Origin of the sequence: Nitratiruptor sp. YY08-26 (assembly GCF_016593215.1) — a bacterium.
GTDB lineage: Bacteria > Campylobacterota > Campylobacteria > Campylobacterales > Nitratiruptoraceae > Nitratiruptor > Nitratiruptor tergarcus.
The window spans coordinates 1,808,580-1,834,428 of sequence record NZ_AP023063.1; the positions used below are offsets into that span (position 1 = coordinate 1,808,580).

Here is a 25,849-nt window from a genome sequence, read left to right on the forward strand (position 1 = left end):
TTCCTCCCCCTCTTATTGTGCCTCTTTGAGTTTTTGAGCAAATGATCCAATCTCCGTTGCCAAATCATCAAGTTCTTTATCATCAAGCTGTTGCAAAAGTCCATACATTACATAGTTTTTACGTTTACCAGATTTAAAATCTTTGAGTGCTTGCAAAATATACTCTTTGTTTTTGCCAATAAGTTTTGGTCCCACTGCTCCCTCTCCATTGATACCGTGACACGATGCACAGTTTCTTCTATAAGTGGTACTTACTTCAAAAGCACTCATACGTCCTGCTTTTTCTTTGAGGACCTTAAGCTTTTTCTCCTCTTCACTCTCTTCAGCTTTTTGCGGCTGTTGTGTTGGTGTGGTTTTCTTTGCCATAGGTACCTCAAGCTTGCTCTTTTGGATAATTTCATGAATCATCTGCAATCTATTTACCTCTTGATCAAGCTTTGCCATATACAAAATTGCCCATACAGTTAATGCTGCTGCTATTGCTGCTATGATGTGTCGTATCATTTTTGATCCTTTTGTCCATTTTGCTCAAGAAGTTTTTGCACTTTTTTATTAAATGCTGCTATCTCATCTGCTAAGTGTTTGAGTTGCTCATCACTTAAACGCCTTACGAGTTGTACCATGAGCACATTTTTTCTCTTACCTGATTTGAAATCTTGTAACTGCTTATAAATATAAGCCCCATCTTTACCTAAAAGCGATGGCCCAATGACTCCATTTGCATAGTCATCGTGACAAGCAGAGCAGTAGATGAGAAAATCTTTACTCAGCTTATTTGCCCATAAGGAAATCTGCACCTTTTGATAGTTATTGACAACATGGCGATATGCACCTAACCTTGTATATTTTCCTTCATCCTCAACTTCCTCTTTTTTCTTGTTCCCTTCATTGTAGGAGTAGTAAAACTCTCCTTTATCAAGAGATTTTTTCTGTGCCTTTTTCTCTTTAACAACACCCTCAGTTACCTTTATCTGCCCCTGAGCTTCCGCCTGCTTTTTCTGCTGCTCTTTCTTTTCACCACATCCACTCAGTGCAAAAAGCAAAGCTATTATGATTAAACTATTACCTATTTTCATTTATTAAGCCTTTTTTCCATAAACCTCATCATAGGTTTTTCTTGGAATTATTTTGAGTACATCAGTAGGACAGAGCTCTACACAGGCACCACAGCCTACACATTTGCTTCTAATTTCTGGAATATACCCTTTACCTTTTTGCACCATTCCGATAGCTAAAGATTGCTCAGGGTAGGGGCAAAGATCAGCACAAATTGTACACTGCTTTCCTACATACTTTTCTACTTTTTTCAAAAGCTCAACTTGCAGTGTTCTCTTTTCACTTGGATTTGGAAGATCATAAACTTTTTTCTCTCTTCTCTCAGCCGGTGTTAACACTTTTGTATGATCATAAATGAGATCTCTCTCACTTTCTGGAACCGGTTTGTTATAAAGGGCAAGACATGCATTTTCATTAGCAATGACAGCCACACCCATATGGGTTTTGCGCACATCATCAGCATCTTCATGCTTGAGTGCGCCACTTGGACAAGCTAAAATACATGGCAATGCCTTGCAAAGATAACAGCCTCTTTTATCTGGATCAATATAAGCAGTCCCAACTCCAGCTTTACCATTGACATCTTCTAACATAATCGCATCATAAGGACACACCTGCAAACATTGCCCACATTTAATACACAGAGCTAAAAACTGATGCTCTGGCATCGCCCCTGGAGGACGCAGTGGGGACTCCTCACGCTTTAAAAGCTCTCTGCCACCCCATACGGTTCCGGCTGCCGCAACTCCAAGCACGCCAAGCCCTACCATCTGCTTAACAAAATCTCTTCTTTTTTTATCTTTCATGACACCCCCTCTTCATACATCAAAGGCTTTGGATCGCTCAAGAGCTTGATAGGCTCTGAAATTGGAGCAAGTTTGTATAAGAAGTTGAGAATACTGATAACTGGCGAAGCGTAAAAGAAACGCACATTGGGATTGAGCAGCCAGAGTTTATCTGCATAGTAGTAGAGCGTGTAGGGGATATCTCCAATTCCATCCCCATCTTTATCAATCCCTTGGTAATCATCCCAGTAGTTTTCATACCATTTATTCATAACTGCATGAATTCTCCCCTGCCCCGAATCATCATAGACATTCTCCATATTGCCTTTGAAGATATTTTTTGTAATCACATTATCAGTACTTAGTGAATGAAAATGCATCCCTATTGAGTTATAGAGAATCTTGTTTCCCACAATTTTATTACTTTGACCTGGTTCAAATGGGGATCTATCGATATACATCCCCTTCGCACAGTAGAGAATTGTATTATTTTTTATAACAAAATTTGAAGCATCTTTAAGCCCTATTCCTATGCCTGTTGTGCCTAAAGAGCTCATAACAGTATTATTTTCTGCAATAGTATCTCGCGAATACATAAAAAATATTCCAACACTATTGTGCTTATAGATATTTTTGCGCACTATATTTTTACCTGCGTACATAAAATGCAGACTATAGCGGCCATACTCCCCTATATTGCCTTCTATGAGATTACCATGACTATACCACACTACAAAATCTCTCGATTTATAGAGATGGTTGTTTTTTAGAATATTATCATTGCTATACCATAACCTTACCCCATCACCACGAATACCAAGAGGAAAAGGCTTTGAAGTGATATAGTTTCCTATAATTTTTGAGTTTTTAACATTTTGCAAATCTATACCAAAGAGCGAATTAAGAATTTTACAGTTGTGTATTTGTACAAAGGCAGCATCTTTTACTGAAATCCCAGCATCTACCTTTTCATGCTCTTTTCCACTATTACGGATAGTAAGATCTTGCAAAATAACATTAGAACTACGAACCTTTATAACAGTACCTTTACCTTCTCCATCAATAATCGTATCGTGCCCTACTAGCATGAGAGGTTTATCTATCGTAATAGAGCCTTTGAGCACGCCTTTTGGCAGATCTAGCCTTGCACCTGGCTTTGCTTTATCGATCGCCTCTTGCAAAATATTGGCATGCAAAACAGCTCCAATGCATACTAGCAAGGCTACTCTACGCATTAAGCCTCTTTTTGCTTGAGATAGTTATTTTTTGAAATAATTGCTAAAAGCGTAAAGAAGCTAATTGCCAATAGTAGCCAAAAACCGATTGTCGGATAGGAGTGGGTGGTAAATTGCGCCACTTTTCCATCCCCAAAGACTGTTGGCATAAAAGGTTTAATCTTAAAGGCCCCCCAATCATGCATATGGTGACCAAACCAGTAGAGCCAGTAAGCGTAAAATCCCAAGAAGATAAGAGGCAATGCTACTGCTATCCACATTATTAAATTAAGCCATTTCCAATCATAGAGAATAAAGAGCACATACGCAAAAGCCAAAAGTACAAGTACATATGGTGCAATCATACGTAAATATGGAGCACCTCTTTCCATTGGATCCATTCCAATAAAGTGGTTAATCGTATTCATCTCATGCACATCACCGCTAAAACCATCGAAATGGTAATAAACAGGGATCCCTTCAGGAAATGCATCTTTTGGATAGTTGGGAGCTTCAAGTGAAACATACCAGATTGGTGCACTTGCAACACCAATTTCAGCGTTGTACTCTATCATCTTTTTGAGAATTGGATTTTTGTTTTTATCCAATGCTTCAGGCGGAGTATTAGGGCTTACATAGCGTCCCTTCATATAGTAATCCCACACCTTATAGGCTATCGGAGGAATTTTATCTGCTTTACCCTGTTTAGCCAAATAGTTTACATCGTGTGTCAAAACTGCTGGCACGACGAACCAATACAGCAATATTGCCAACGCAATGAGAGCGTAGACTTGATACTTCTTCATCTTCTCTTCCTTCATTGAGTATTAGTAGTATCTTACCACTTTTTTTTATCAAAGTATAATGATATACATCAAAAATTACCAAATGTTATTTTTATTATTTGATTATATTATAAAAGTATGGCGATATTGTGGCTTTACAAAACAAATAATAAAAATAACATTGATGTGTATAATAAAAAGGGGCAAAAAGGCCCCTTGAGAATTAGAAGAGATGGGCGTTTTCGTCAACCCATTTGAGGTATTCGATGATATCTTTGATCTCTTGATCGCTCATATGCTGATTTGGCATACGGAGATTGAAGTAGTCAATCATCGCTTTAACATACGGATCGTCATATTTGCTAGCAGGATTTTTAATAAATTCTGCTACCCATTTTTCGCCGTTTTCATGGCGTTTGAGAACACCTACAAGGTCTGGTCCAGAGCTCACCTTACCGATAACGTGACATCCGTTACATCCACCTTCTGCAAATGCAGCTTCACCACGTTTTGCAGCTTCGCTCATAGGAGTAGCAAGTTTTCTTACTAGCAAGTCTTTTGCTCTAATACCAACATCGGCAGTTTTTACAAGGTATTGCCATGCTTGATATTGGAAGTTGATAGCTGTTTCTATATCGCCTTTTTTGAGCGCTTCTTCAGCTTTTTTCTCTTCAGCTGGCACTTTGTTAAACTGATCCATAGCATCTTCAACAAGCTGTTTTACAACTGGGTATTTTTCATAGTGATTTTCTTTAAGGAATTTCACTACGCTTTGAATAACTTTTTTAGTCGCTTCGTTGAGAGCAACTGTTTTTTTGTACTCTTTCATGAGCTGTTCTTTGCTCATTTTTTTGAGTTTGATTTTTTTGACAGATTTATATTTTTTGTTTGGATCTTTTACAAGCAAATAACCCATCATTTCAAGGTGCAATGCAGAACAGAATTCTGTACAGTAGTATGGGAATACACCTTCACGGTCTGCCTTGAATGTTACAGCAACTGTCTTACCAGGCTCAAGTGATGCGTGGACATTGTACCAGTCAACTGTAAATCCATGTGTCTCATCTTCTGCACGTTCAAGGTTAGTGAGGTAGAATGTGACAATATCACCTTTATTCACAGTTACGTGCTCTGGGTTGATATGGCTTCTAACAAGTGTGCCATATACATAGACATGGTTTCCTTTGCGGACAATTTTTTCTTGTCCAGCAAGTGTTTTTCCTTCATGAACCTTTCCAGTAAATGGATTAGTTCCCATTGGGTAGCGTACTTCTGGATGGAGCTTGCTTGCGCGAATTGCAACTGCTTGGTGAGGCTCACCTAGTGGCACTGGCATATCATAGAGCAACTTCATCTTCTTACCACTGATATCAATGAGCTGGTGGTTTTGTGGATGAAGTGGTCCAATTGGATTGAATCTATCGATTGCAAGTTTATTTAATGCAATAATATATTCGCCTTGTGGATCTTCAGTTTTTCCTTCCATACCACAAAGGTGTCCGATGTTGTAATTCACATTTACTCTATCTTTTACTTCACAGGTGAGATAATCCCATTTTACAACTTGAGAGTCAACATAGAGTGAAGTATAAATTTCCCCTTCTGTTTTCCATTTTGGTCCATACTGGTTATGTAGTGGTCCAAGACCAAGCTCAGCTTGACAATGCATAGCTTTTTTCATATCAATAATAGGAATACCGTAAGGATCTTTTCCAGCAAAATCGTGATTTTTCACTGCTTCCATAATCTTTTTAAAATCATACACAGTTGCATGGGTATCGAGCTTACCACACACAACAATATAGCGTCCATCTGGGCTTACATCAACACCATGTGGTGATTTTGGTTCTGGAATGAGGAAGAGACAATCATTTTTTACTGCCACTTCAATAGGAATTACTTTAATTCCATTAATAACTTTCACATTTTTTGGATCTTTTGCAAGTTCTGCAAGCTTTCTCCAGTTATATACATGCAGATAGTCAGTATCATTACGACTCATCCCCGCTTCAAATGGAGGAAGACCTTTTTCAATACCACCTGTATACAACTCTGAGTTGAATGAGTTAGTAAATCCCCATCCATAACTCATCTCTTTACCTGCATCACTCAAATCTTGCATATATGGTGGCATCTCTATAACAAAGGATTCATCTTTTATAATACGACCATTTTCATGATCAAATTTCCAACATGTCACACCACCACGATAAACATCTGCATACTCTTCCATCGGATGATACTCATTATCAAATGGTGCACCATATTGGCACGCTTCAAGGATATATTCACTATTTGGTGTAAAAAATGCACCACCATGATCTGATTTAAAAACAGGGTTAACCACTATCTGTTTTGTTACGAAGTCTTTGAGATCAATAATAGCAATTCTTGGGTTTGCTTTATCGTTGATTGCAAGCCATTTTCCATCATATACACCATTAGTTTCACTAATAGCTGGGTGGTGTGTATCACCCCATGTTATAGGCTTACCTCGATACCATCCCTCTTTGAGGACTTTTTTTGTATCATCATCATAACCCCAGCCTTGCCATGGCTCTGGCGTAAAAACACCTATAAACTTCAATATACGCATTGATGGAACGCCATAAACCATTATCTGACCAGACTGTCCACCAGAACTGAATACTATATACTTATCTCTTCCTCCTGATGGAGTATAGGTTTTGGCAGCAGCCAAAATGTCATCTTGGGTAAGACCCCGCTCTTTCATGATCTTTTCAAGTTCACTCTGCGCAACAGCAGCACTCGAGACCAGCCCTACCGCAGCGGCAAGACTTAAGAGCCGTTTAAATGTTCGCCTCATAGATACCTCCTTTATGTTAAATGGGCGTTAAAAAAATTATAGGCCAACGTCCCTTACTCAAAGCTTAAAAATTACCGAGTTTTATAAAAATTTTTACTTTTTTTTATCAAAAAAATGAAAAGGGTTTAAGAATTGTGACATTTTGGTGACAGACATAGATTTGTCATAAAATTGCCACTTTTTGGAGTATTTGTAGTGTAAAAATTTTCATAAATTTTATAAAGCGGAATATTTCTTTAAAGAAATTGATTTATATCAATGATTTTATAAAAATGCTTGCTAAGCGTAGGCAAGTGCGTTTTGCCGAGCAGACTTTTCAAACCAGTTAAGACTCTCTCTTAAATTAACAACTTTACCTACTACAATAAGTGCAGGAGTAGGAAGATCTCTTGCTTTTTCATAGATATTTTCTAAAGTACCTACGACCGTTTTTTGTTCAGGAGTAGTGCCTTTTGATATTACTGCGACAGGAAAGTCTTTAGGTTTACCAATTTCTATAAGTTTTTGTGCAATTTGTTGGAGGTTATGGAGTCCCATCAAAAAAACGATAGTATCATCTGTTTTAAAATTTTCCCAGGGTATTTGGCTCGCCTCTTTGTTAGGAGCTTCATGGCCAGTTACTACGCGAAAGCTCACACTTACACCTCTATGTGTCACAGGTATTCCTGCATAGGCTGGCACACTTATTGAAGATGTGATTCCGGGAATTATTTCAAAATCAACTCCTCTTTCAAAAAGATATTTTCCCTCTTCTCCTCCTCTTCCAAAAACAAAAGGATCTCCGCCCTTCAAACGTACTACTACATCATAACGCAGAGCGCTTTTGTAAATAACTTCATTGATTTGCTCTTGAGGAAGAATATGTTTACCATCCTCTTTACCAACATAGATAAATTCACAGCCATTTTTAGCCATTTGTAAAATTTCGGGATTGGCAAGTCTATCATAGATAATAACATCGGCCTCTTTAATAACCCTTGCAGCTTTGAGTGTCAAAAGCTCAATATCTCCAGGGCCAGCACCAGTAAGATAGACCTTTCCCATTGCTTATCCTTTTAAATTAACTATCACATTGTATATTTTCATCATATCAAAAACAATGACCTACATCAATATTTGAATATAAAAATCCCTGAAGGTTTTGGCACAGCTACGCTAAAAAGCTTTTGCCAGTTTCGGGTGTCCATCCCTATAACTTCACTTTTTCCATTATTAGAAATATAGAGCAAAGGCTCCTCTGCACTCCATCTTACATGCAGCACCATTCCTCCAAAATCAAATCGTTTAATAACTTGCAGACTTTTAGTATCAACTATTTGCACAATAGGAAATTTTTTGCCACTAAATGTCACTGCTAAAAATTTTCTATCAGGGCTAAGAGAAGTAAAGACTGGATTTCCTTCTACTTCAATAGCTTTAATAAAATGAAAATTTTTATCAAACACAAAGACTTTGTTATCTCCTACTGCTGGGATGAAAAATTTATCTTTCATAATAGACCAAAAGCCAAAATGGGGAACTTTTAATACTACTGTCCTTTTTTCTAGTTGCAGTGGGACTTGCTTATATTCAAAAGTATCAAGATTCAATACGCCAACAAAGGGGGAGTTGAAAAATCCCACAACATAGAGATTTTTATTGATCATTGCATCAAAAGGAACCTCTCCAGCATTTTCAATAACTTTTACTTTTTTAAAAAAAATCTTTTTGTGTGGTACACCAAATCTATCAAATGTGGTTTTAGAAATCTTTTTCATAACCCATATTGCATCACTATCCATTGCTGCAAAAATGAGGTAGTCTTTGTATGTTTTAATACCTACATTGCGTGAGCCTGTTTTGATAGTTTGGAGTTTATGAAGATCTCTATCAAAAATCTCTACTGTTTTATTGGCATAATTAGCTACTGCCACAAAATCTTTTGCCAATGTAAAACCAATAGCACTTTGGCTCGCTTTGACCTCTTTGAGTTTCTTCTCTTTCAGTGGATCAAATTTAATCAAATATCCATCACGTGTAATGGCATACCCATCATTTTCTATAAATTTCACAACTGCATGATTGAAGTTATGCATGTTTGGTATTTCATTTCTCAATTTATGATTTTCTATCACAGCTAATGCACTGTTTTCTCGCTCCACCACAAATACCTTCTCGCGAGCTAAAAGTGTACTCAAAAGTAAAAAAATCAAAAGAGTTATTCGCATTTTCTTCCTTTTTCAGTAAATCTACACAATATAGCAACTAGGATCTTCATCCCACAGATCTCCACTTATTGCCCATGCTCTTGGGCGGCTACCCCCATTGCATATCTCAATCCATTTACACTCAGCACATTTACCACCAATTTTTCGTGGGAACTGGCGCAACCTTTGCAAATAGGGATTTTCATTATCCAGCCAAATTTCATCAAATGGTTTATCAAAAATATTACCAAGAGTTACTGGAAAAAAGGGATCTGGCTTTACATCACCTTCGCTATTAATGTTTACTAAGTTTCTTCCTGCACTATTTCCACCCCAACGGCGAAGTTTCTCTTCTAAAATGTGGCTTTTGTGCGGATATTTTTGCCTCAATTTTTCTAAAAAAGCTACTGCATCCATCTCCATATTGCCTGTAACTATATCGATATCACGTCCCTCATCATAGTAAGTAAAAGCCTTCTCAATAATAAAATCAACTGCCTCTTTGCGCTCCTCTTTTGTAAGATCCATAGCAAGATTATCCAGACCTCGACCACTATAGACAAGATGAGAGATGTAGATTTTATCAATACCTTTTGTCTCAGCTAGCTCAAAAATATGTATTAGGCTCTCTTTTGTCTCTTTAGTTATAGTAAATCTTATGCCAACTTTTCCACCTGCTTGATGGATCAAATCAATTGCTTGCAAACTTTTAGCATACGATCCTACGAGCCCTCTAAATCTATCATGCGTCTTCTCATCTCCATCTATACTGATGCCAATATAACCAAATGTATCAATAATTTTTTCTACATTTCCAGGATTAATATAGAGCCCATTTGTAGAAAGATAGGTCATTATCCCCTCATCTTTCATGACTTTGGCAATCAAAAAGATATCTTTTCTCGTAAGCGGCTCTCCCCCACTAAAAATAACAAACTTGATTCCAGCATTTTTAAGCTGGGGAATAGTAGAGAGGATCTTTTCTGTAGTTAAGGTATCTGTTGCATCAAGACCACTTTTGGAGTAGCAGTGCAAACAACTAAGATTGCAGCGATTTGTAAAATTCCATATCGCTATTGCACCATTTAAAGCTCTTGAAGGCTTCTCTTCCAGAGTAGATTTGAGTAGATTACTTAGTCTAAACACTACTTATCCTTAAAACTCATAATATAATCAGTTATACTTTGCAACTCTTTTGGAGAGAGCTTAAACGCTGGCATAGAGTTTCTCTTGTATCCCAAATGCTTATACATATTTTTTGGATCAAGAATTTGCGCGATCATCTCATCGCGTGTCCGCTTTTTTGCAATTGTTGCAAAAGGAGGGCCAAAAGCCATAGCCGTTTGATGATGGCATCCCCAGCATTTCTCTTTAAAAAGAGATAGACCAAAAAGTCTCGGGTAAAATTTCCTGTTTTTATTAATAAAGTTATACTTTCCTACAGGTACATTTGCAGGGTAGTCTTTGAGCTCTTTAAATGTATCTGTCTGCCATACTAAAAGATCCCCATCGCTCTCATAAATACTCAAATATGCATATTTGCCATCTCCGCTAAACTCTGTATGGATATAGCGTTTACCTTTGCGCGGAGTGATTTTTTTGAGTGCAAACGAGCTTTTATCCACTAGCACAAGCTCATCACTACCATTATCTACCCATAAAAAATCGCTCATAGGATGGGTCTTGACAAAAAATCCATCTCCTCCTACATCAATTTTTTTCACAAGTTTCCAATCATACATCTGCCATACAGTGATAAAAGGCCTTCGCAAATGTGGTGTCGCAAAATAGAATTTGCCATCTTTATACCAGTAAGTTGCACTAAAAAGATGTGGCATCCCTTCAATTGGAGCGTGAAACACCTCTTTGAGAGAGTCTATTTCATAGACGCGCAGATCTTTTCCATGGCGTGTAGTACCAATTATATACTCTTCAAAAGGATCAATAAAGAAATCTTCAATCGGTTTATCAAGTGGAAATTTTCTAAACTCTAATGTTTTCGTATCTACTCTATAGAGCTCAGGTTTGTTACGCAATGTAAAAACTGCTTCATCTTTGCTATAAAGCTCATAGAGCGCACTTATTTTGCCTTGAACTTTTTGGATCTTCACAGGAACTAAGTTTGCTCTATCGAACACTACTACCATTTGTGGGAGCAGGCAAGTAGCAAAGAGGTATTTTCCATCACGACTCAAAGAGATATTGCGTAGATTAACACAGGCTCTGATTTTATGCTCTACTCTTCCATGCTCAAGACTATAGTGACCTATCCATCCATCTCTCGTGGGCACATAGAAGTTTTTTCCATCAAGCGTATATTTTAATCCTCCATGCACATTCACAAAGGAGAATCTATCTAAAACCTTCTCATCCTCCATTACCCACACACGGTTTGCTCCACGCTCCACCACTAATGTTACATTCTCAATATTTTTAATGCCGAGGTTTTTTTTAGGATTGTTAAATGCTACTTTACTTTTTTTAATATCTTCTTTTGTCCAGTGAATATTATTTGCTGGGGATCGAAGATATGCGATAATTTTTGTGACCTCTTCATCACTTAAAAAATCAAATTTTGGCATGAGTGTTTGCGGGAGAGAGTTTTTGATAATATCTTGCAATCTCTCATCACTCATACGCTTTATAAAAGATGGTAAAAGGGGAGGAGCTGAGATACCCTCTCTCTGCTTTCCATGACACATTGAGCAATATTTATAATAGACATCATAACCACTTTTTTGCGAGGATTTTGCTTCTAACTCATGAATGAGTACATCAGCATGTAGTAATCCAATAAAAAAAAGGAAAAAAAAGACTCTTTTCATATGCTACTCCTCTTTGAGGAGCAAGAACTAATAAGTCGCCTTATCACTTCTTGCTCATCACTATTTTACACAAAAAAAATTGAGAGGGGGCTGAGCCCCATTCTCTCAATAGATATCGTATTTAGTATTAAATACGTTGAATTTACCGGTTGGAGTACGTACCCAATCGCCAGTGATTGCTTTTTTGAGTTTAAGTGATTCTGAATCATATACCAAAATTGCACTTGGGAGAAGTTTATTACCCCATACACTTACCCAAAATTCATCACCATCTTTGTTAAACTCGATATGCACTGGACCGCGAGGTTTAACTTTAACTTTTTTGCCGTTAACTTTTACAGTGCGCTCTTTCACATATTTTTTAGGAATTTTGATAGTTTTTACAACCTCAAGTTTGTTCTTATCTATAACATAGAGTTGTGTTTGTAGTTTTCTATCTGGGTTAACTGGTCTATCAGCAATGATATATTTACAAGCTGGGTGTGTTTTGATAAAGAGGTTACCACCACCATCACCTGGCAAGCTTATTTTTTTCACAACTCTCCAAGCATATTGTGGGTGATATGTTGGATCTGTACCTATAAAGCTGATATCATTTGAGCCGATATGACCTGTTGCCCATAGTGGACCATATTTTGGATGGTTGATATTAGCACCACGTCCTGGGTGTGGTTTTGTACCGCCACTTGGAATAATTGCAGCAACTTCTCCCTCTTGTGTATCGACTGCAACTACTTTGTTTCTTGCGTTTGCAGCTACAAGGAAGTAGCGTTTAGTCAAATCCCAACCACCATCATGGAGATATCTCTCAGCCATAAGCATATGGATATCTGGGTTTCTTGGATCTGCATAATTATAGAGCCATACTTGTCCTGTCTCTTTTACGTTAATAACCCATTCTGGTTTGTGGTGGTTTGCAACAATGGAAGCAACGCGAGCCTCTCTTGTAAATTCACCTGTATCATAGGTATAGCTTGCAGTTGATACGATTTGAATTGGCTCTAACGTATCACCTTTGAGTGTTACGATTGAAGGAGGCCAGTAACATCCAACAACTGCATACTCATCCTCATAACCTTTTGCTTTTGAAGTATCGATACTTCTTGCATCGTTACATGTTCTAATTTCCGCAACATTTTGTGGTTTTTTCATCCAAAGATCAATAACGCTTGCTTTACCATCACGTCCAATCGCATACATATAGCGACCAGATTTAGAGGTTCTAAGAATATGTGTTGCAAATCCTGAAGGTACAATGCTTACAAGCTCTTTTGTATCACCATCAACAATTGCTACTTTACCTACATCTCTAAGTACTATACCAAAATAGTTCTCCCAGTTTCTCGTAGTTTCTGGCTTTGTAGGACGCTTTTCTGGTGGTACCAAAAGCTTCCAGCTCTTTTTCATATCAGCCATACTCTTTTCTGGAGGAGAAACAGGAGGAAGCTGGATAAATTTTGCCATCAACTTCGTTTCAGCTTTTGTAAGCTCACCTGATGCACCCCAGTCAGGCATACCACCAGGAGTACCATTATAAATAATATACTCTAGCGTCTCAGTCCCCATCGCTTTGGTTTTTTTAGGAAGCAAGTTTGGGCCAAGAGCTCCTTTTCTTAACATCCCGTGGCAGCCCGCACATCTATCGAAATAGATTTGCGTTGCCTTTTTCATCTCATCAGAGCCGAGATATATATCTCCTCCTGCTAAAGCCACACTTGCAAAGGCACTTACTGCTAGTACAGCACTCATTCCAATTTTGAGTTTCATTGTTACTCCTTTCATAGGGTTAAATTTCCCCCTTCCCCAATCTTACCTTCTACTCTTGAGGAATATCTCCTCTTTCCATCTTTTTCTTCTCATCGAAATAGATCCAAACCATTGGCAATACAATCAATGTATGCAATATTATGGTCAATGTCATAGGTCCTTGATTGAGTATTGACCAAAAACTACATACTATATCGGTACATGGTTCTATCATAATAACTCCTTCTCAATATTTTTATTAGCTAATTAGCAGTGCAGCATCACGCTGCTGCAGCTGCTCCACTTGCTTCATACACTTCAGATGGTTGTTTTTTAGCACAAGTTAAGAGATCATATACCAAAAGTACATAACCAGCTATAACCATAAGACCTGTAGCAAGTCTCCATCCCAAGCCTTGTACAAACCATTGATTTGCTTGCGCTACAAAGTATCCTTCCCAAGTACCTCCATACATACCTCTTTCAACCATTGTTTGCACGTATGCTGAAAGAGTAAGAGCTACTGTCATCAAAAGTACACCAACAGTAATAAGAGCAATTGCCCACCAGCCAGCTTTTGTCATTTTAAGTTCTTTCAAACCTGCTTTTCCTTGAATAGCAAGATAGATTGCAGCAATCATGATTGCAACATATGCTCCAAAGAATGCTAGGTGTCCATGTGCTGCTGGCCACTGTGTTCCGTGAGTATAGAGGTTGATTTGAGGAAGAGTATGCATAAATCCCCAAACACCTGCACCAAGGAAGTTACCAAAAGTCTCAACAGTGAGCCATGCAAAGGCTGGTACATTTTTAATTGTGTTTCCTTTACCTCGCTCTTTACCCCAGTCATAGAGAACATGCACAAAGAGACCTACTAATGGAACTGGCTCGAGTGCACTAAAGAGTGCTCCAATTTCCCACCAATACTCAGGCGTACCAATCCAGAAATAGTGGTGGCCTAGACCTAAGATACCAGAGCCAAACATCATGGCTACCTCGATCCATAGCCACATCTCAACCACTTTTCTGTTAGCATTGAGAGTTTTGATAAGAATATAACCACCAACTGCTGCTACATAGACTTCCCAAGTAGCTTCAACCCAGAGGTGTACAACCCACCACCACCAATATTGATCTACTGCAATATTATCAGTATAGAACATACCAGCTAAGTAAAGACCAGCTAGTGCGATAAGGTCTGCCATCAATACGACCAAAATACCAGTATGGCGTCCCTTCATTACAGTAGCATATACATTAAACAAGAATACTAATACCACTGCAACGATACCAATATCTGCCCATCGTGGCGCTTCAATATATTCGCGACCTTCAGTAATAAACCAAATTGTAGACTCTGTACCTGGTCCAATTTGTACAAGTAAATAGACAAGTACGACAACTACAACTGCTGCAGTGAGTATGTAAAAAGCCAAATTTCCTAGCTTAACACCAACTACTTCAACACCGGCTTCATCAGGCAGCAGCCAATAAACTGCACCTATCATCGCATAGAGAAGCCAAACTACTAGTGCATTAATATGCAAAATTCTATTGATAGAAAAATCTATTACACCAAACAAGAAATCTGGATACAAAAATTGAATTGCAGCTAAAAGCCCAAAAAGCAGCTGTGCACCAAAAAGCGCAATCGCAACCGTAAAGTACTTGAGTGCTAACTTCTGTCCTTCGTAGAGTTGTACATTATTTCCTTGCATCTACCGCTCCTTTTATTTTTCCAAAGTTTCTTGGAAATCCGTTTGTATCAATTGCCGCCATAAATTTAAGATATGCAACCACAGCTTTTGCTTCTTCTGGAGTAATACCTAAATTTGGCATTTTGCGCTCATGCATAGCCATAGCAGGTGGATTTTCTAAAAATTTTGCTATTGCATACTCTTTGCCTCCATATGCAGCTGCTAATGTATTCCATGTTGGATCGAGCCATGCTTTAGTGAGATCTGGAGCGTAGTATGCACCATTTCCTAAAAGTGTATGGCAATCCATACAGTTTTTCGCTTGGATTGTTAGTTTTCCTTTGTGAATAAGAGCTTGTGCTTCTTTTTCACTGTAATCGTCTCTCCCAAAAAACTTCTCTTTCTCTTCATATTTACTATTTCCGTTTGCATCCATGCCACCAATAATTGGCACTTCATGTCCGCGCTTTCTATTGAGCTGATAGTCGATCTTATAGTTGATCACTACCGGTGATGGAATGCGCTTGGTGACTTTATTTTGGATATCTTTGGCTGTTCCCATTGTCATCTGGGACATTGAATCCATCGTTAAAAATATCAGCAACACTGCCGATACACCCGTTACCCATGTAGCAGACCTTCGCCAGAAGCGATTAGAGCTCCACACTGATGGCCTATTTTCCATACTGCCTCCTTCTATGAATTGATAGCCTCATTATGCTCAAATCTCGCATGTACTTTCTCTAAAAGAAAATAGACAACATGCGGAAAGACAAGATAGCCAACCATGGCACCAATGAGAACTTTTTGCGTATAAGGCTCTACACGCAAAAGTTCACCTAGGTAGTACATACACCCAACCAGTGCAAACCAGGAGAGATATGCAAATACCATAAAGAACTTTTTTACCAATCTAAGTTTTACCAAAGTAAAAAATCCGGCATACATCATCCCAAACATGATAACAGCGGCCGAGATAACAAAGATTGGTAAAAAGTCCTGATATGGAATATCTTGCATGTAATATTCCATTCTCTCTCCTTCTCTTAATATTCATATTACAGATTTATTTTATAGATATTTTCAATTCAAATGTTTGATGTTAGTCAAATGTCACAATTTTGACACACCGTTTAATCTCTCTTTAATTAGTTTACAACTATAATTTTTTTCCATATAAATTAGTAGTAAGATAGGTACATGGAAACAATTAAAAACTTTTACCTCTTCGATAATTTACCACCGAAGCAGCTCCAGAGGCTTCAAGAGATTTCTAAGACAAAAGAGTTCAAAAAAGGCTCTATTGCTTTTTATGAGGGAGAGATTACTAATCATTTAATGATACTAACAAAAGGCATATTGCAGATCTACAAAACGGATCATAAAGGAAATAAGATTGTTTTGCATGTCTTTTACCCGCCAAACCTTATAGCAGAGGTGGTCAATTTCGAAAAAATGCCCTATCCTGCAACTGGTGAATTTCTCACAGATGGGAAAGTTATTCTCATTGATTACAATATTTTTGAAAATGAATTTTTAAAAGATCCCGAAGTAGCTTTTACTATTATCAAATCACTCACAAATAAAATCCGCTATTTGGAGCATGTTATTACTAACGATTTAGTACTCAGTTCTACCGCGAGAGTAGCAAAATTTATCTATGAGCATGAATATGAGTTCATGAACTTAAAGAAAAATGAAATAGCAACACTACTTAATATCACGCCTGAAACTCTTTCACGTATCATCTCAAAATTTAAAAAAGCAAAGATTTTACAAAAAGAGAGGAATCAATACATAGTAGCAAATAAAGAGGGACTTCGTTCTTTTTTTGAATAGAGAGCAGCACAAGGGAGGGGATGAAACTGGCAAAATGTGCTGCTCTCTATTCTCCCCGAAGGGAGAAAATATTAAAGCTCTGCGCTAAATTTATAGTCGAGTTGTACCCAATATTTAGTTACATCTTTTTTACCGAAAGAGGCATCACCCGCATTGTAATCTGCATACTTGAGTAACAATCCAAGATTTTTATTGATTTTATATTTATATGCAATATCGAGTTCATCTCCAAGATCATCATCTCCAGCTGCATTGTTACTATCTGATGAGAAGCTATGATAAATAGCTACAATATTTCCATACTCTCCAAAATTGTAACCGAGTTTCACACTCAAATCTTCAAGACCTTCAGCAGGAGTTCCGAGAAATACATCAGCCCAACCGTTCATTGCATGGAGTGTTGCAAGAGGAGTAGTAAACGCCATATCACCTGAACCTTTATCTCCCAAATGCTCAAAACCGATTCCCGCTACAAAAGCATTATATTTTGCATTCAAAGCAAGGTTATAGTATTCAGTATCTTGCTCTCTATTTGGAGAGTAGAGAGGATCATCACTATCATCCAAGCTTGGATCATCTTGCAATGCATATTCAGCTACATAGCTAAGTTTTACATCATTGAGATCAAATTTTCCTGTAAGTCTTAGACCAATGTGATCCATAAGGTTTTCTATCATATAATCATAAGCTGTTATATTAAGTGCTGGCGAGACTTTATAGCTTGCATGCAACAACACTGAACCAGTTGAGAGGTGTTTTTTCTTTGGACCATCTCCATCAGCATTAAAAATTCTATTTACATTCCATACATACGCGCCTAAAAGGCTGAGATTTTCTACTCCATTATAGATTACAGCTGCCAAATCATAAGTTTGCGGCATCTGTCTCCAACCAACGTTACCGATAAATCTAGCATTATCGAGTACGACCATTTTTCGACCAACAATACCTACAAATCCATTTGCAGCATAGCTTACATTCGCCTGTGTTACTCTTGTTTGTTCAGGATCTGCTACTACTGGATAATGTCCTGAATCATTTTCAGGCGCATAATCATCATTTAATGCAGTAACATTCATAACCTGCAATTGTGCACCAAGTCCCTCTACACCAAAGAGTGCAGTATTAAGTCCAAGTGCCGTTCGTACAGTCACCGCATTTGCTTCATCACTAATTCCATCTTGATCTACATATTCAAAGCGTGGACGAATTTCCAGGCTTACTTTCGGATTGGAAATAATATCTTCCAATACCCCTGCACTTGCTCCACTTGTAATTGCTCCAGCAAGTACCACTGCTGATACTAGACTTAAATGAATTTTTCTCATTCTTACTCCTTTGAATTGGTTAAATTAACATTGTTCTATTACATCTCGTTAACTAAATGTTATTAACATCATATAAAAAACTTAATTTCTATTTCCTTGATTTAAATCAATTTTCTACTTCATTGATTAAATTAGCAATAAGTTTTTCTGGTGTCACTCCTGCCTTTTGACTCTTGTCAAGAAGATTTTGGTACGTTTTACCATCTAGATAGCTCACTGCTCGAATATTAATCCCCTCTTCTAGACGCATTTTGTCATAGAGATTTTGCATTTCAATTCTTTTATCTTTAGGTATCCAGCTGCGCATCGATTTATACTCTACAAGCTTTCCATCTTTATAAACTCCGCTAATTTCGGCATATATCCAATAATAGCCTCTGTCTTTGCGCAGATTCTTCACATAGCCTTTCCAAATTTTCTCTGCTTTGATTGTCTCCCATAGATCTTTAAAGACAGATTTTGGCATATCGGGGTGTCTTAAGATATTATGAGGTTTTCCAATTAACTCCTCTGATCTATATCCGCTAATGCGCGCAAAGGTCTCATTGGCGTATGTAATAATACCTTTGAGATCGGTGCGCGAGATGATGAGCTCATCTTGTGGTACTTCTGTTTCTATAAACATATCCCAACGAGTATCCATCTTTTTTTCCTAAATATATTTCTTTTTCAAATCACCATGATACACAATCTGCTCTGCAGGTACTTCTTTTTCTAAAATCTCAGGAACTGGCTCTTGCACCTCAAGATCTTCACGCAAAGCCTCTAATTCTTCTTCACTATATGAGTAAATAAGATCAGCTGAGAGTACACCATCTAAAAACTGCAAAGTTTTGAGCTTATCTATCTCTTGGGCAGTATTTTCACCCTCAATTGTAACAACAATATATCCACTCTCATCAACTATATGAATATCGCACACATTTGCTTCTTCAACTCTTTTTTTTACATCCTCTAAATCACGTGGATTGCAACGAATCACACAACTACTGAGTGTCATTTTAACCTCCATTTAATTAGTTCTCCAGTTTCACTTCCTGTAAGCAAACTATTTGCATCTAAAAACCTCACAACATTAACAAGGTTTTTATGCCCTATAAGTTTATAGCGAATATCTAAACTATTTGTATCAGCAACTTTGAGAATATACTTCTCATTATCACCAAAAACAACATAATGATTATCTGGACTTAGTCCTACTACATAGATAAAAAAATCCGGATTTTTATAGACTTTTGGTCTACTTCCATCTAATGAGTAGAGTGCTAGTGTCTTATCGGCTCTACTTCCGGCAGCGATGAGATTTCTATTTATATAAATAGAGAGAATCTTATCTTTATTCACATCTTTAAAAAGTTTTACTCGCTGCAGTGTCTGTGTGTCAACAACGATTACCTCTCCACCCTCATCTCCTATGGCTACATATTTTCTTCCCTTTTCTATAGCCATACAAGAGTAAAAGTACTCTCCTGCTTTTACACGTTTGAGAATCTTTTTGCCCGCTATATCATAAAGAATCACCTCATCACTCATGAGGGCAATAATTGCTCTTTTGCTATCTACGAACTTTGCTGCCTTTGCATAGAGCATCAAAGATTTATCAAGTACTTTTGTACTCTTTCCATTTTCATAAACGAAAAGCTCTGCGTATCCACCTTCTGCTTGCGCTAAATAGAGCACCTTTTTGCCTAATACATCAACACTGTAAATATCTGCATTATTAAGCGTACCCATAAAATCCTTGATTTTTCGCACTTTAATGCGATTTAAAATGGTAAGATTCGTATCTGCAATAACAACTTCACTTGCATCTGTAGCTAAATATACTTTACCATCAGCAATAGCCATATCAAGAATTGCAGCATCAACTTTTGCTCTTTTTACAGGCTCTATAGCAGTAGCTGCAAAAACAAAGGATATTAAACAGATAAGTAATGCTATTTTTTTCACCCTTCTCCCCCCTTTATTGCTTGCGTAGGGCAAACTCCCACACAAAACCCACATCCAGTACATCTATCATTTATTTGTGGATTAAACAGTCCAGTAAATTCTATCGCATTTTCTAAACAGACATCCTTGCACATACTGCATATTGTCCTTTGCCATGCAAGACATCCTAACATATCGATCATTAATTTTGGTAGAGTCTGTTTATTCTCTACAGCAAGAACACCATCTTCACAAGCAATGGCACATGCATCACAAAAGGTGCAGCCAGATTTTGAAAAATCTAAAGAGGGTTTTGCATCAACAATAACAATAATCTGCTCTTCACATGCTGCTACGCATGCTTTATTTTCACACTCTCTACATTTCTCAAAATCTTTCATATCATTAAAATAGGGAGGGAAAAGAGGAATCTCTTCCTCTTTTCTTTGCTCTAAAGGTTTGAAAAGTGAAGTGAAAAACTCACGTCTTTTCACTATTTTACACCCTCCATCAAGTTTTTATAGAGTTTTGATCTATGTTTTGCATTAGGATCGCGAAAATCTGGCTTGAATGTGTTTGCAACAAGCGGTTTCGCATTTGCCTGTGGCGCATGGCACTGACTACAGTTATATCGTTGTGGTGCTATATCCTCTTTTTTTGCCATAAGGGCAAGTCTCTTCTCATATGCTTGCTTATCTTCATAAAGTTTTTGTTTGATAAGCTTTTTCTTCGTTGCAAAGAAAAAGTCTTTAAAGTGTGTAGGTGGTATTGGCGTTGCCCCCATACTTTTTGCAACACTAGGCATATGACATCCAAGGCACGCATTATTTTTTATAGTAATAGGTAAAAGTCCATCTACACTATGAGGAATCATAGGAGGAGCATTCTCATAGCTTCTTTGGAATTTTTTCGCAGTTCCAGGAGCTGCATTAGAATATTCTACTTTTGGTGGAGTTCCTTTACTTTGATAGCTGAGCTGATCTTCACTCACAACTTTAGTTTTTTGTGCAGTTGCTGCACCGCACCCTGCTGCAAAAAGCATTGCTAGCACTGCAGAAACTCCCAAGAATTTTTTAAGTTTCATCTTGATCTCCTTTTTTTACAAAATTACGTATACTAAACCCGAGTGCGTCATCATCACATACTTCTACACATCTGCCACAGAGTGTACATTCGCCCATATCTACGATCTGACTCTTTTTGCCTATCATATAGAGTACCTCTTTCTCAGGACACACCTCTTTACACTTCATGCAGAGTGTGCAGTTTGGCTGGTTGTGACGCACACGAAAGAGGCTAAATCGACCAATAAGTGAGTAAAAGCCCCCTAATGGACAGATATGCCCACACCATCCATTTTTGAGAATGAACAGATCAAACAAAAATATTGTCACAATCGCAGCCCAACCAAACCCCATACCAAATATCAAGCCTCGATGTGTCATAGAAACAGGGCTTACTAATTCAAAAGCTGCTGTACCAAGCACAAACGAGAGGATAAAGCTTATTCCTATTACCCAATAGCGAATATTCCTGCTTGCCCACCATTTTTTCTCGAATTTATCCAAATTCCATTTGCGTCTGAGGAAATTCGCCAAATCTGTTACCATATTGACTGGACAGACATAGCTACAAAATGCTCTTCCTCCAACTGTCGCATAAAAAAGCGTAATAATAATTGCACCAATGAGTGCATCTGCTGCTACAAGACTTCCTGTAGCAAAAATCTGGAGTACCGCGTAAGGATCTGCAAGAGGAACTACATCAAAAAGCTTAGATGAGCTAAGATTCCCTTGCAAAATTTTCCATCCCCATACATTCGCACCTATATAGAGAACGAGGATAGCAATCTGTGTGAAGCGTCTCAAAATAAGGAAGCGATATTTTTTCCATAATTTACTCAAAATCTATCCCTTCATTGAGTGTATCTACAGCACTCTTTTTACTTTTTGGCGTAATCGTAGTTTGGATTCCTTTGCTTCCTTTGAGACGTGCTTCATCACTCTTTTCCCATCCTTTGACATAGTGGCTTCCAACTTTTCCTAATGCCACCTCTCTTGGCAATACTCTGATTGCTGCTTTTTCTGTCACACAGGCATGCTCACATAAGCCACATCCAGTACAGTGGTCAGGATCTACTACAGGCAAAAGCTTTGCGTGCTTTCCTGTGCGCTCATTTTTGCGATACTCCATATAAATTGCTTTATCAAGGAGTGGACATGCTCGGTAGCATGCATCACACTGGATACCCCAGTATGCGATACAGCTTTTCATATCCACTATCGCTACACCCATATCCATCTTTGTGATGTCAAAGACCCTCTGCCCATTTTTTACCTCACTGACGCTCTCAATATCGAGAGCACCAGTAGGACAGGGAGGCACACAAGGGATATCATCACACATATAGCACGGGATATCCCTTGGTATAAAATATGGCGTTCCAAGAGGCTTATTATCTCCTGGTTTTGCCAGCATCAATGTATCATAGGGACAAGCTTCTACACAGAGTCCACATTTGATACAAAGACTTATAAACTCATCCTCTTTTCTTGCTCCAGGTGGACGCAAAATAAGTGGATTTGCCTTTGCTTCATCCACATAGGCAGCCCACAAAAATCCACCTGTAGCAGCGATGGCTACATTTTGCGCCATCGATACGAGAAAAGCCCTTCTATTTTTATCCATTATCCCCTCCCCTCAAAACTTTACGCCTTTGTAATCCTTACAGCACATTTTTTGTAATCTGTCTGTTTAGAGATTGGACATGTTGCATCAAGAGTAACTTTATTGATATATACCCTTTCATCAAACCAAGGCACAAATACGAGTCCACGTGGTGGTCGGTTACGACCTCTCGTCTCAACTCTTGCTTTGATTTTACCGCGGCGGCTCTCAATCCATACGAGATCACCTCGTTTTACACCACGTTTCTTAGCATCTTCTGGATGCATATAGCATAGAGCCTCTGGGACTGCTCTATAGAGCTCAGGAACTCTCATAGTCATAGTACCACTATGCCAATGCTCTAGCACACGTCCTGTACAGAGCCATGTATCATAGTAACTATCTGGTTTTTCAGGTGGCTCCATGTAAGGCCTTGCAAAGATTTTTGCTTTGTTTGGCAAATGAATTTTTGGTTTAGATTTATCTGGACCAGTGAGTGAACCTTGTGGAATAGCTTTGAGTGCATGTCCATAGAATGCAAACTCACCTTTCACATGACCAAGCTCTTTTTCACGTTTCGCATAAGGATCGTAGTTGACATTAAATCTCCATGGTGTATCTTTACCATTTACAACTGGCCAACGTAGACCTCTAACTTTATGGTAAACATCAAATGGCGCATAGTCGTGACCACGTCCTTCACCAAATTTTCTATACTCTTCCCAAAGAGCTTTTTGGATAAAGAATCCATACCCTTTCCACGGCTTGCCATCAGCACCAATGACATTACGCTTGTCACCTTCAGCTTCAGTGTTTTGGAATCCTTCACCAATAGGGTCTGGCCATTTAAAGCTTCTATAGTAGTCATTTGCAAAGAGTACATCAAAGAGTGTATCATCTGGGCTATATCCCATCTTTTTCGCTTCATCAAGTACATTTGGAAGTACTGTGCCATCAGGAAGTTTCCACTCTTTCCATACCTCTTTGAGTTTAAATCGTTTCGCAAACTCAGTATACTGCCAAATATCTGGCATTGCATCGCCCACTGGTGTTACTTGCTGTCTCCAGTGCTGTGTACGGCGCTCAGCATTTCCGTATGCTCCCCATTTTTCATATATCATCGCACTTGGCAAGATTAAGTCTGCAACTTTTGCACTAATTCCTGGATAACCATCACTCACAACAATAAAGTTATCCATTGTACGTGCTGCTTTGATCCAGTGGTTCGCATTTGCTGTATCTTGCCATGGGTTACATACATGTACCCAAGCAAATTTGATTTTGCCATCTTCAAGATCGCGCATAATTTTTACAATATGGCTTCCCACTTTTGGATTGAGCGTACCTTTAGGAAGTTTCCAGATTTTTTCAGAAATTGCTCTATGTTTAGGATTGAAAACAACCATATCTGCTGGAAGTCTATGAGCAAATGTACCAACCTCGCGTGCAGTACCACAAGCACTTGGCTGACCAGTGAGTGAGAATGCTCCATCACCTGGTTTAGCTTGTTTACCAAGCAAGAAGTGTACAACGTAGCTAAGTTCATTATCCCAAGTACCTCTAGTGTGCTGGTTCATACCCATTGTCCAGAAGCTTACAACTTTTCGCCCTTTTTCTACATAGAGATCTTTGAGTCTTTTGAGTTTTGCTTTAAAGCTTTCAAGGCTCTCATCAGGATCACCCTTAGCTACTTTTGCTACATAATCAAGTGTATAAGGCTCTAACGATTTTTTAAACTCTTCAAAGCTAATTGCCCAGTGCTTACCTGCAGCTTTGGCATGCTTCATTTTCATAACGTCAGTTTTACCATATCCAAATGGAGCTAGGGCTTTTTTCTCATCTTCTGAGAGTTTTTTATGATCTTGATGCCATACTGTCTCCATCTCTTTCTTGCTATATCCAAGCTCTTCGGCATGCTTCGGATTTCTCATACCGTAGCCGATGTCAGGATATCCGGTAGCAAAGACAGTATACTCTTTTACAAATTTCCAATCGATTGCATCTGGATGATCATAGACAATACTGCGTGCAATATAGTTCCAAATAGCAAGGTCTGTGTTTGGCTTGAAGATAATTACATCATCTGCTAAGTCACAGCTTCTGTGCGTATAAGTTGAGAGTACTACTACTTTTACTTTATCTGGGTTTGAAAGTTTTCTATCGGTACAGCGCGCCCATAAAATTGGGTGCATCTCTGCCATGTTAGATCCCCAAAGCACGATAGTATCAGTAAGCTCAATATCGTCATAACATCCTGCTGGCTCATCGATACCAAACGTCTGGATAAATCCAGCAACGGCACTTGCCATACAGTGGCGTGCATTTGGGTCGATATTGTTGCTTCTAAATCCAGCTTTCATGAGCTTTGCAGCAGCATACCCTTCCATGACAGTATACTGACCAGATCCAAAAAAGGCTACTCCAGTTGGTCCAAGTTCATTGTAAGCTTTTTTAAACTGCTTTTCCATCTCATCAAAAGCTCGCTTCCAACTAACTGGACGGAATTTTCCTTTTTTATCAAACTCTCCTTTGTCATTCATACGAAGGAGTGGAGTTTTGAGTCTGTCTGCCCCATACATAATTTTTGCTGTAAAGTATCCTTTGATACAGTTAAGACCACGGTTTACCGGAGCCAATGGGTCACCTTTAACAGCAACGATACGGTCATTTTTAGTAGCAATCATAATACCGCATCCAGTACCACAGAAACGGCACACCGCTTTATCCCAGCGCCATCCAGCCTCTGCCTTGTTCGCGGCAGCTTCCATCTCTTTTGGGACACTCAGTCCCACTGCACTCGCCGCAGCTGCTGCAGCTGTGCTTTTGAGAAAATCACGTCTACTTAAAGCCATTGAAGCCTCCTCTTTTACTGCTTAAATGATAAGCGTATTTTTTCACACTATCCATTTTACAAGTATAAGGTTATTTAATCCTTGACATAAATCAAATTTAATTAAAACCTCCA

General features: G+C 38.4%; 25 protein-coding genes. 1 reads left to right on the forward strand and 24 read right to left on the reverse strand.

Annotation, left to right across the window (positions count from 1 at the left end):
* Positions 1-12 precede the first annotated feature (12 nt).
* The 15 genes from JG738_RS09725 to JG738_RS09795 all read right to left on the reverse strand — a co-directional run bounded on the left by JG738_RS09725 (position 13) and on the right by JG738_RS09795 (position 16,153).
* Positions 13-504: a c-type cytochrome gene (locus JG738_RS09725; protein WP_201337700.1), complete on the reverse strand. Its 492-nt coding sequence runs from the start codon at positions 502-504 to the stop codon at positions 13-15.
* Complete coding sequence (locus JG738_RS09730) at positions 501-1,076, reverse strand: hypothetical protein (RefSeq protein ID WP_201337701.1); 576 nt, start codon at positions 1,074-1,076, stop codon at positions 501-503. Before JG738_RS09730 ends, JG738_RS09725 begins: the two co-directional genes overlap by 4 nt.
* A 3-nt stretch (positions 1,077-1,079) precedes the next feature.
* A complete protein-coding gene (locus tag JG738_RS09735; protein WP_201337702.1) occupies positions 1,080-1,862 on the reverse strand; it encodes a 4Fe-4S dicluster domain-containing protein in 783 nt (260 codons plus the stop codon).
* Entirely contained in the window at positions 1,859-3,076 is a 1,218-nt protein-coding gene (locus JG738_RS09740; protein ID WP_201337703.1) for a nitrous oxide reductase family maturation protein NosD, read from the reverse strand. The genes JG738_RS09735 and JG738_RS09740 overlap by 4 nt, the downstream gene beginning before the upstream one ends.
* Entirely contained in the window at positions 3,076-3,861 is a 786-nt protein-coding gene (locus tag JG738_RS09745; RefSeq protein WP_201337704.1) for a cytochrome C, read from the reverse strand. Before JG738_RS09745 ends, JG738_RS09740 begins: the two co-directional genes overlap by 1 nt.
* A 202-nt stretch (positions 3,862-4,063) precedes the next feature.
* Positions 4,064-6,667 carry a Sec-dependent nitrous-oxide reductase gene (gene nosZ / locus JG738_RS09750; RefSeq protein WP_201337705.1) on the reverse strand — a complete coding sequence of 868 codons (2,604 nt, stop codon included), beginning with the start codon at positions 6,665-6,667 and terminating at the stop codon, positions 4,064-4,066.
* 279 nt (positions 6,668-6,946) lie between these two features.
* Positions 6,947-7,711, reverse strand: coding sequence for a uroporphyrinogen-III C-methyltransferase (gene cobA, locus JG738_RS09755; protein WP_084274869.1), 765 nt, complete (start codon positions 7,709-7,711; stop codon positions 6,947-6,949).
* Positions 7,712-7,776: 65 nt separating this feature from the next.
* Complete coding sequence (locus tag JG738_RS09760) at positions 7,777-8,874, reverse strand: cytochrome D1 domain-containing protein (RefSeq protein WP_201337706.1); 1,098 nt, start codon at positions 8,872-8,874, stop codon at positions 7,777-7,779.
* A 21-nt stretch (positions 8,875-8,895) separates the two neighbouring features.
* Positions 8,896-9,999 carry a radical SAM/SPASM domain-containing protein gene (locus tag JG738_RS09765; RefSeq protein WP_201337707.1) on the reverse strand — a complete coding sequence of 368 codons (1,104 nt, stop codon included), beginning with the start codon at positions 9,997-9,999 and terminating at the stop codon, positions 8,896-8,898.
* Positions 9,999-11,678, reverse strand: coding sequence for a cytochrome D1 domain-containing protein (locus JG738_RS09770; protein ID WP_201337708.1), 1,680 nt, complete (start codon positions 11,676-11,678; stop codon positions 9,999-10,001). The genes JG738_RS09765 and JG738_RS09770 overlap by 1 nt, the downstream gene beginning before the upstream one ends.
* A gap of 105 nt (positions 11,679-11,783) precedes the next feature.
* Positions 11,784-13,445 carry a nitrite reductase gene (locus JG738_RS09775; RefSeq protein WP_201337709.1) on the reverse strand — a complete coding sequence of 554 codons (1,662 nt, stop codon included), beginning with the start codon at positions 13,443-13,445 and terminating at the stop codon, positions 11,784-11,786.
* Between the two features lie 49 nt (positions 13,446-13,494).
* Positions 13,495-13,659, reverse strand: a complete 165-nt coding sequence (locus tag JG738_RS09780; protein ID WP_201337710.1) for a hypothetical protein — start codon at positions 13,657-13,659, stop codon at positions 13,495-13,497.
* Between the two features lie 46 nt (positions 13,660-13,705).
* Positions 13,706-15,142 carry a cbb3-type cytochrome c oxidase subunit I gene (locus JG738_RS09785; RefSeq protein ID WP_201337711.1) on the reverse strand — a complete coding sequence of 479 codons (1,437 nt, stop codon included), beginning with the start codon at positions 15,140-15,142 and terminating at the stop codon, positions 13,706-13,708.
* Entirely contained in the window at positions 15,129-15,806 is a 678-nt protein-coding gene (locus JG738_RS09790; protein ID WP_084274875.1) for a cytochrome c, read from the reverse strand. Before JG738_RS09790 ends, JG738_RS09785 begins: the two co-directional genes overlap by 14 nt.
* 11 nt (positions 15,807-15,817) lie before the next feature.
* Complete coding sequence (locus tag JG738_RS09795; protein ID WP_084274876.1) at positions 15,818-16,153, reverse strand: hypothetical protein; 336 nt, start codon at positions 16,151-16,153, stop codon at positions 15,818-15,820.
* Between the two features lie 168 nt (positions 16,154-16,321).
* Between JG738_RS09795 and JG738_RS09800 the strand changes: the two genes are divergently transcribed.
* Positions 16,322-16,960: a Crp/Fnr family transcriptional regulator gene (locus JG738_RS09800; RefSeq protein WP_084274877.1), complete on the forward strand. Its 639-nt coding sequence runs from the start codon at positions 16,322-16,324 to the stop codon at positions 16,958-16,960.
* 71 nt (positions 16,961-17,031) lie between these two features.
* On the opposite strand, the gene JG738_RS09805 is transcribed toward JG738_RS09800, so the two are convergent.
* From JG738_RS09805 to napA, 9 genes are all read right to left on the reverse strand, one after another.
* Positions 17,032-18,288, reverse strand: a complete 1,257-nt coding sequence (locus JG738_RS09805) for a hypothetical protein (RefSeq protein ID WP_201337712.1) — start codon at positions 18,286-18,288, stop codon at positions 17,032-17,034.
* A gap of 106 nt (positions 18,289-18,394) precedes the next feature.
* Positions 18,395-18,931: a PAS domain-containing protein gene (locus tag JG738_RS09810; RefSeq protein WP_201337713.1), complete on the reverse strand. Its 537-nt coding sequence runs from the start codon at positions 18,929-18,931 to the stop codon at positions 18,395-18,397.
* Between the two features lie 9 nt (positions 18,932-18,940).
* Positions 18,941-19,288: a chaperone NapD gene (locus JG738_RS09815; protein ID WP_201337714.1), complete on the reverse strand. Its 348-nt coding sequence runs from the start codon at positions 19,286-19,288 to the stop codon at positions 18,941-18,943.
* A complete protein-coding gene (locus tag JG738_RS09820; RefSeq protein WP_201337715.1) occupies positions 19,285-20,238 on the reverse strand; it encodes a WD40 repeat domain-containing protein in 954 nt (317 codons plus the stop codon). Before JG738_RS09820 ends, JG738_RS09815 begins: the two co-directional genes overlap by 4 nt.
* On the reverse strand, positions 20,235-20,711 hold the full coding sequence (locus JG738_RS09825) for a 4Fe-4S binding protein (RefSeq protein WP_201337716.1): 477 nt from the start codon (positions 20,709-20,711) through the stop codon (positions 20,235-20,237). The genes JG738_RS09820 and JG738_RS09825 overlap by 4 nt, the downstream gene beginning before the upstream one ends.
* Positions 20,711-21,301 carry a nitrate reductase cytochrome c-type subunit gene (locus JG738_RS09830; protein WP_201337717.1) on the reverse strand — a complete coding sequence of 197 codons (591 nt, stop codon included), beginning with the start codon at positions 21,299-21,301 and terminating at the stop codon, positions 20,711-20,713. The genes JG738_RS09825 and JG738_RS09830 overlap by 1 nt, the downstream gene beginning before the upstream one ends.
* Positions 21,291-22,121 (reverse strand): quinol dehydrogenase ferredoxin subunit NapH, encoded by an 831-nt coding sequence (napH, locus tag JG738_RS09835; RefSeq protein WP_201337718.1) that lies wholly within the window; start codon positions 22,119-22,121, stop codon positions 21,291-21,293. The genes JG738_RS09830 and napH overlap by 11 nt, the downstream gene beginning before the upstream one ends.
* A complete protein-coding gene (gene napG / locus JG738_RS09840) occupies positions 22,114-22,905 on the reverse strand; it encodes a ferredoxin-type protein NapG (RefSeq protein ID WP_201337719.1) in 792 nt (263 codons plus the stop codon). The genes napH and napG overlap by 8 nt, the downstream gene beginning before the upstream one ends.
* Before the next feature lie 20 nt (positions 22,906-22,925).
* Positions 22,926-25,736 carry a nitrate reductase catalytic subunit NapA gene (napA, locus tag JG738_RS09845; RefSeq protein ID WP_201337720.1) on the reverse strand — a complete coding sequence of 937 codons (2,811 nt, stop codon included), beginning with the start codon at positions 25,734-25,736 and terminating at the stop codon, positions 22,926-22,928.
* Positions 25,737-25,849: the final 113 nt, after the last annotated feature.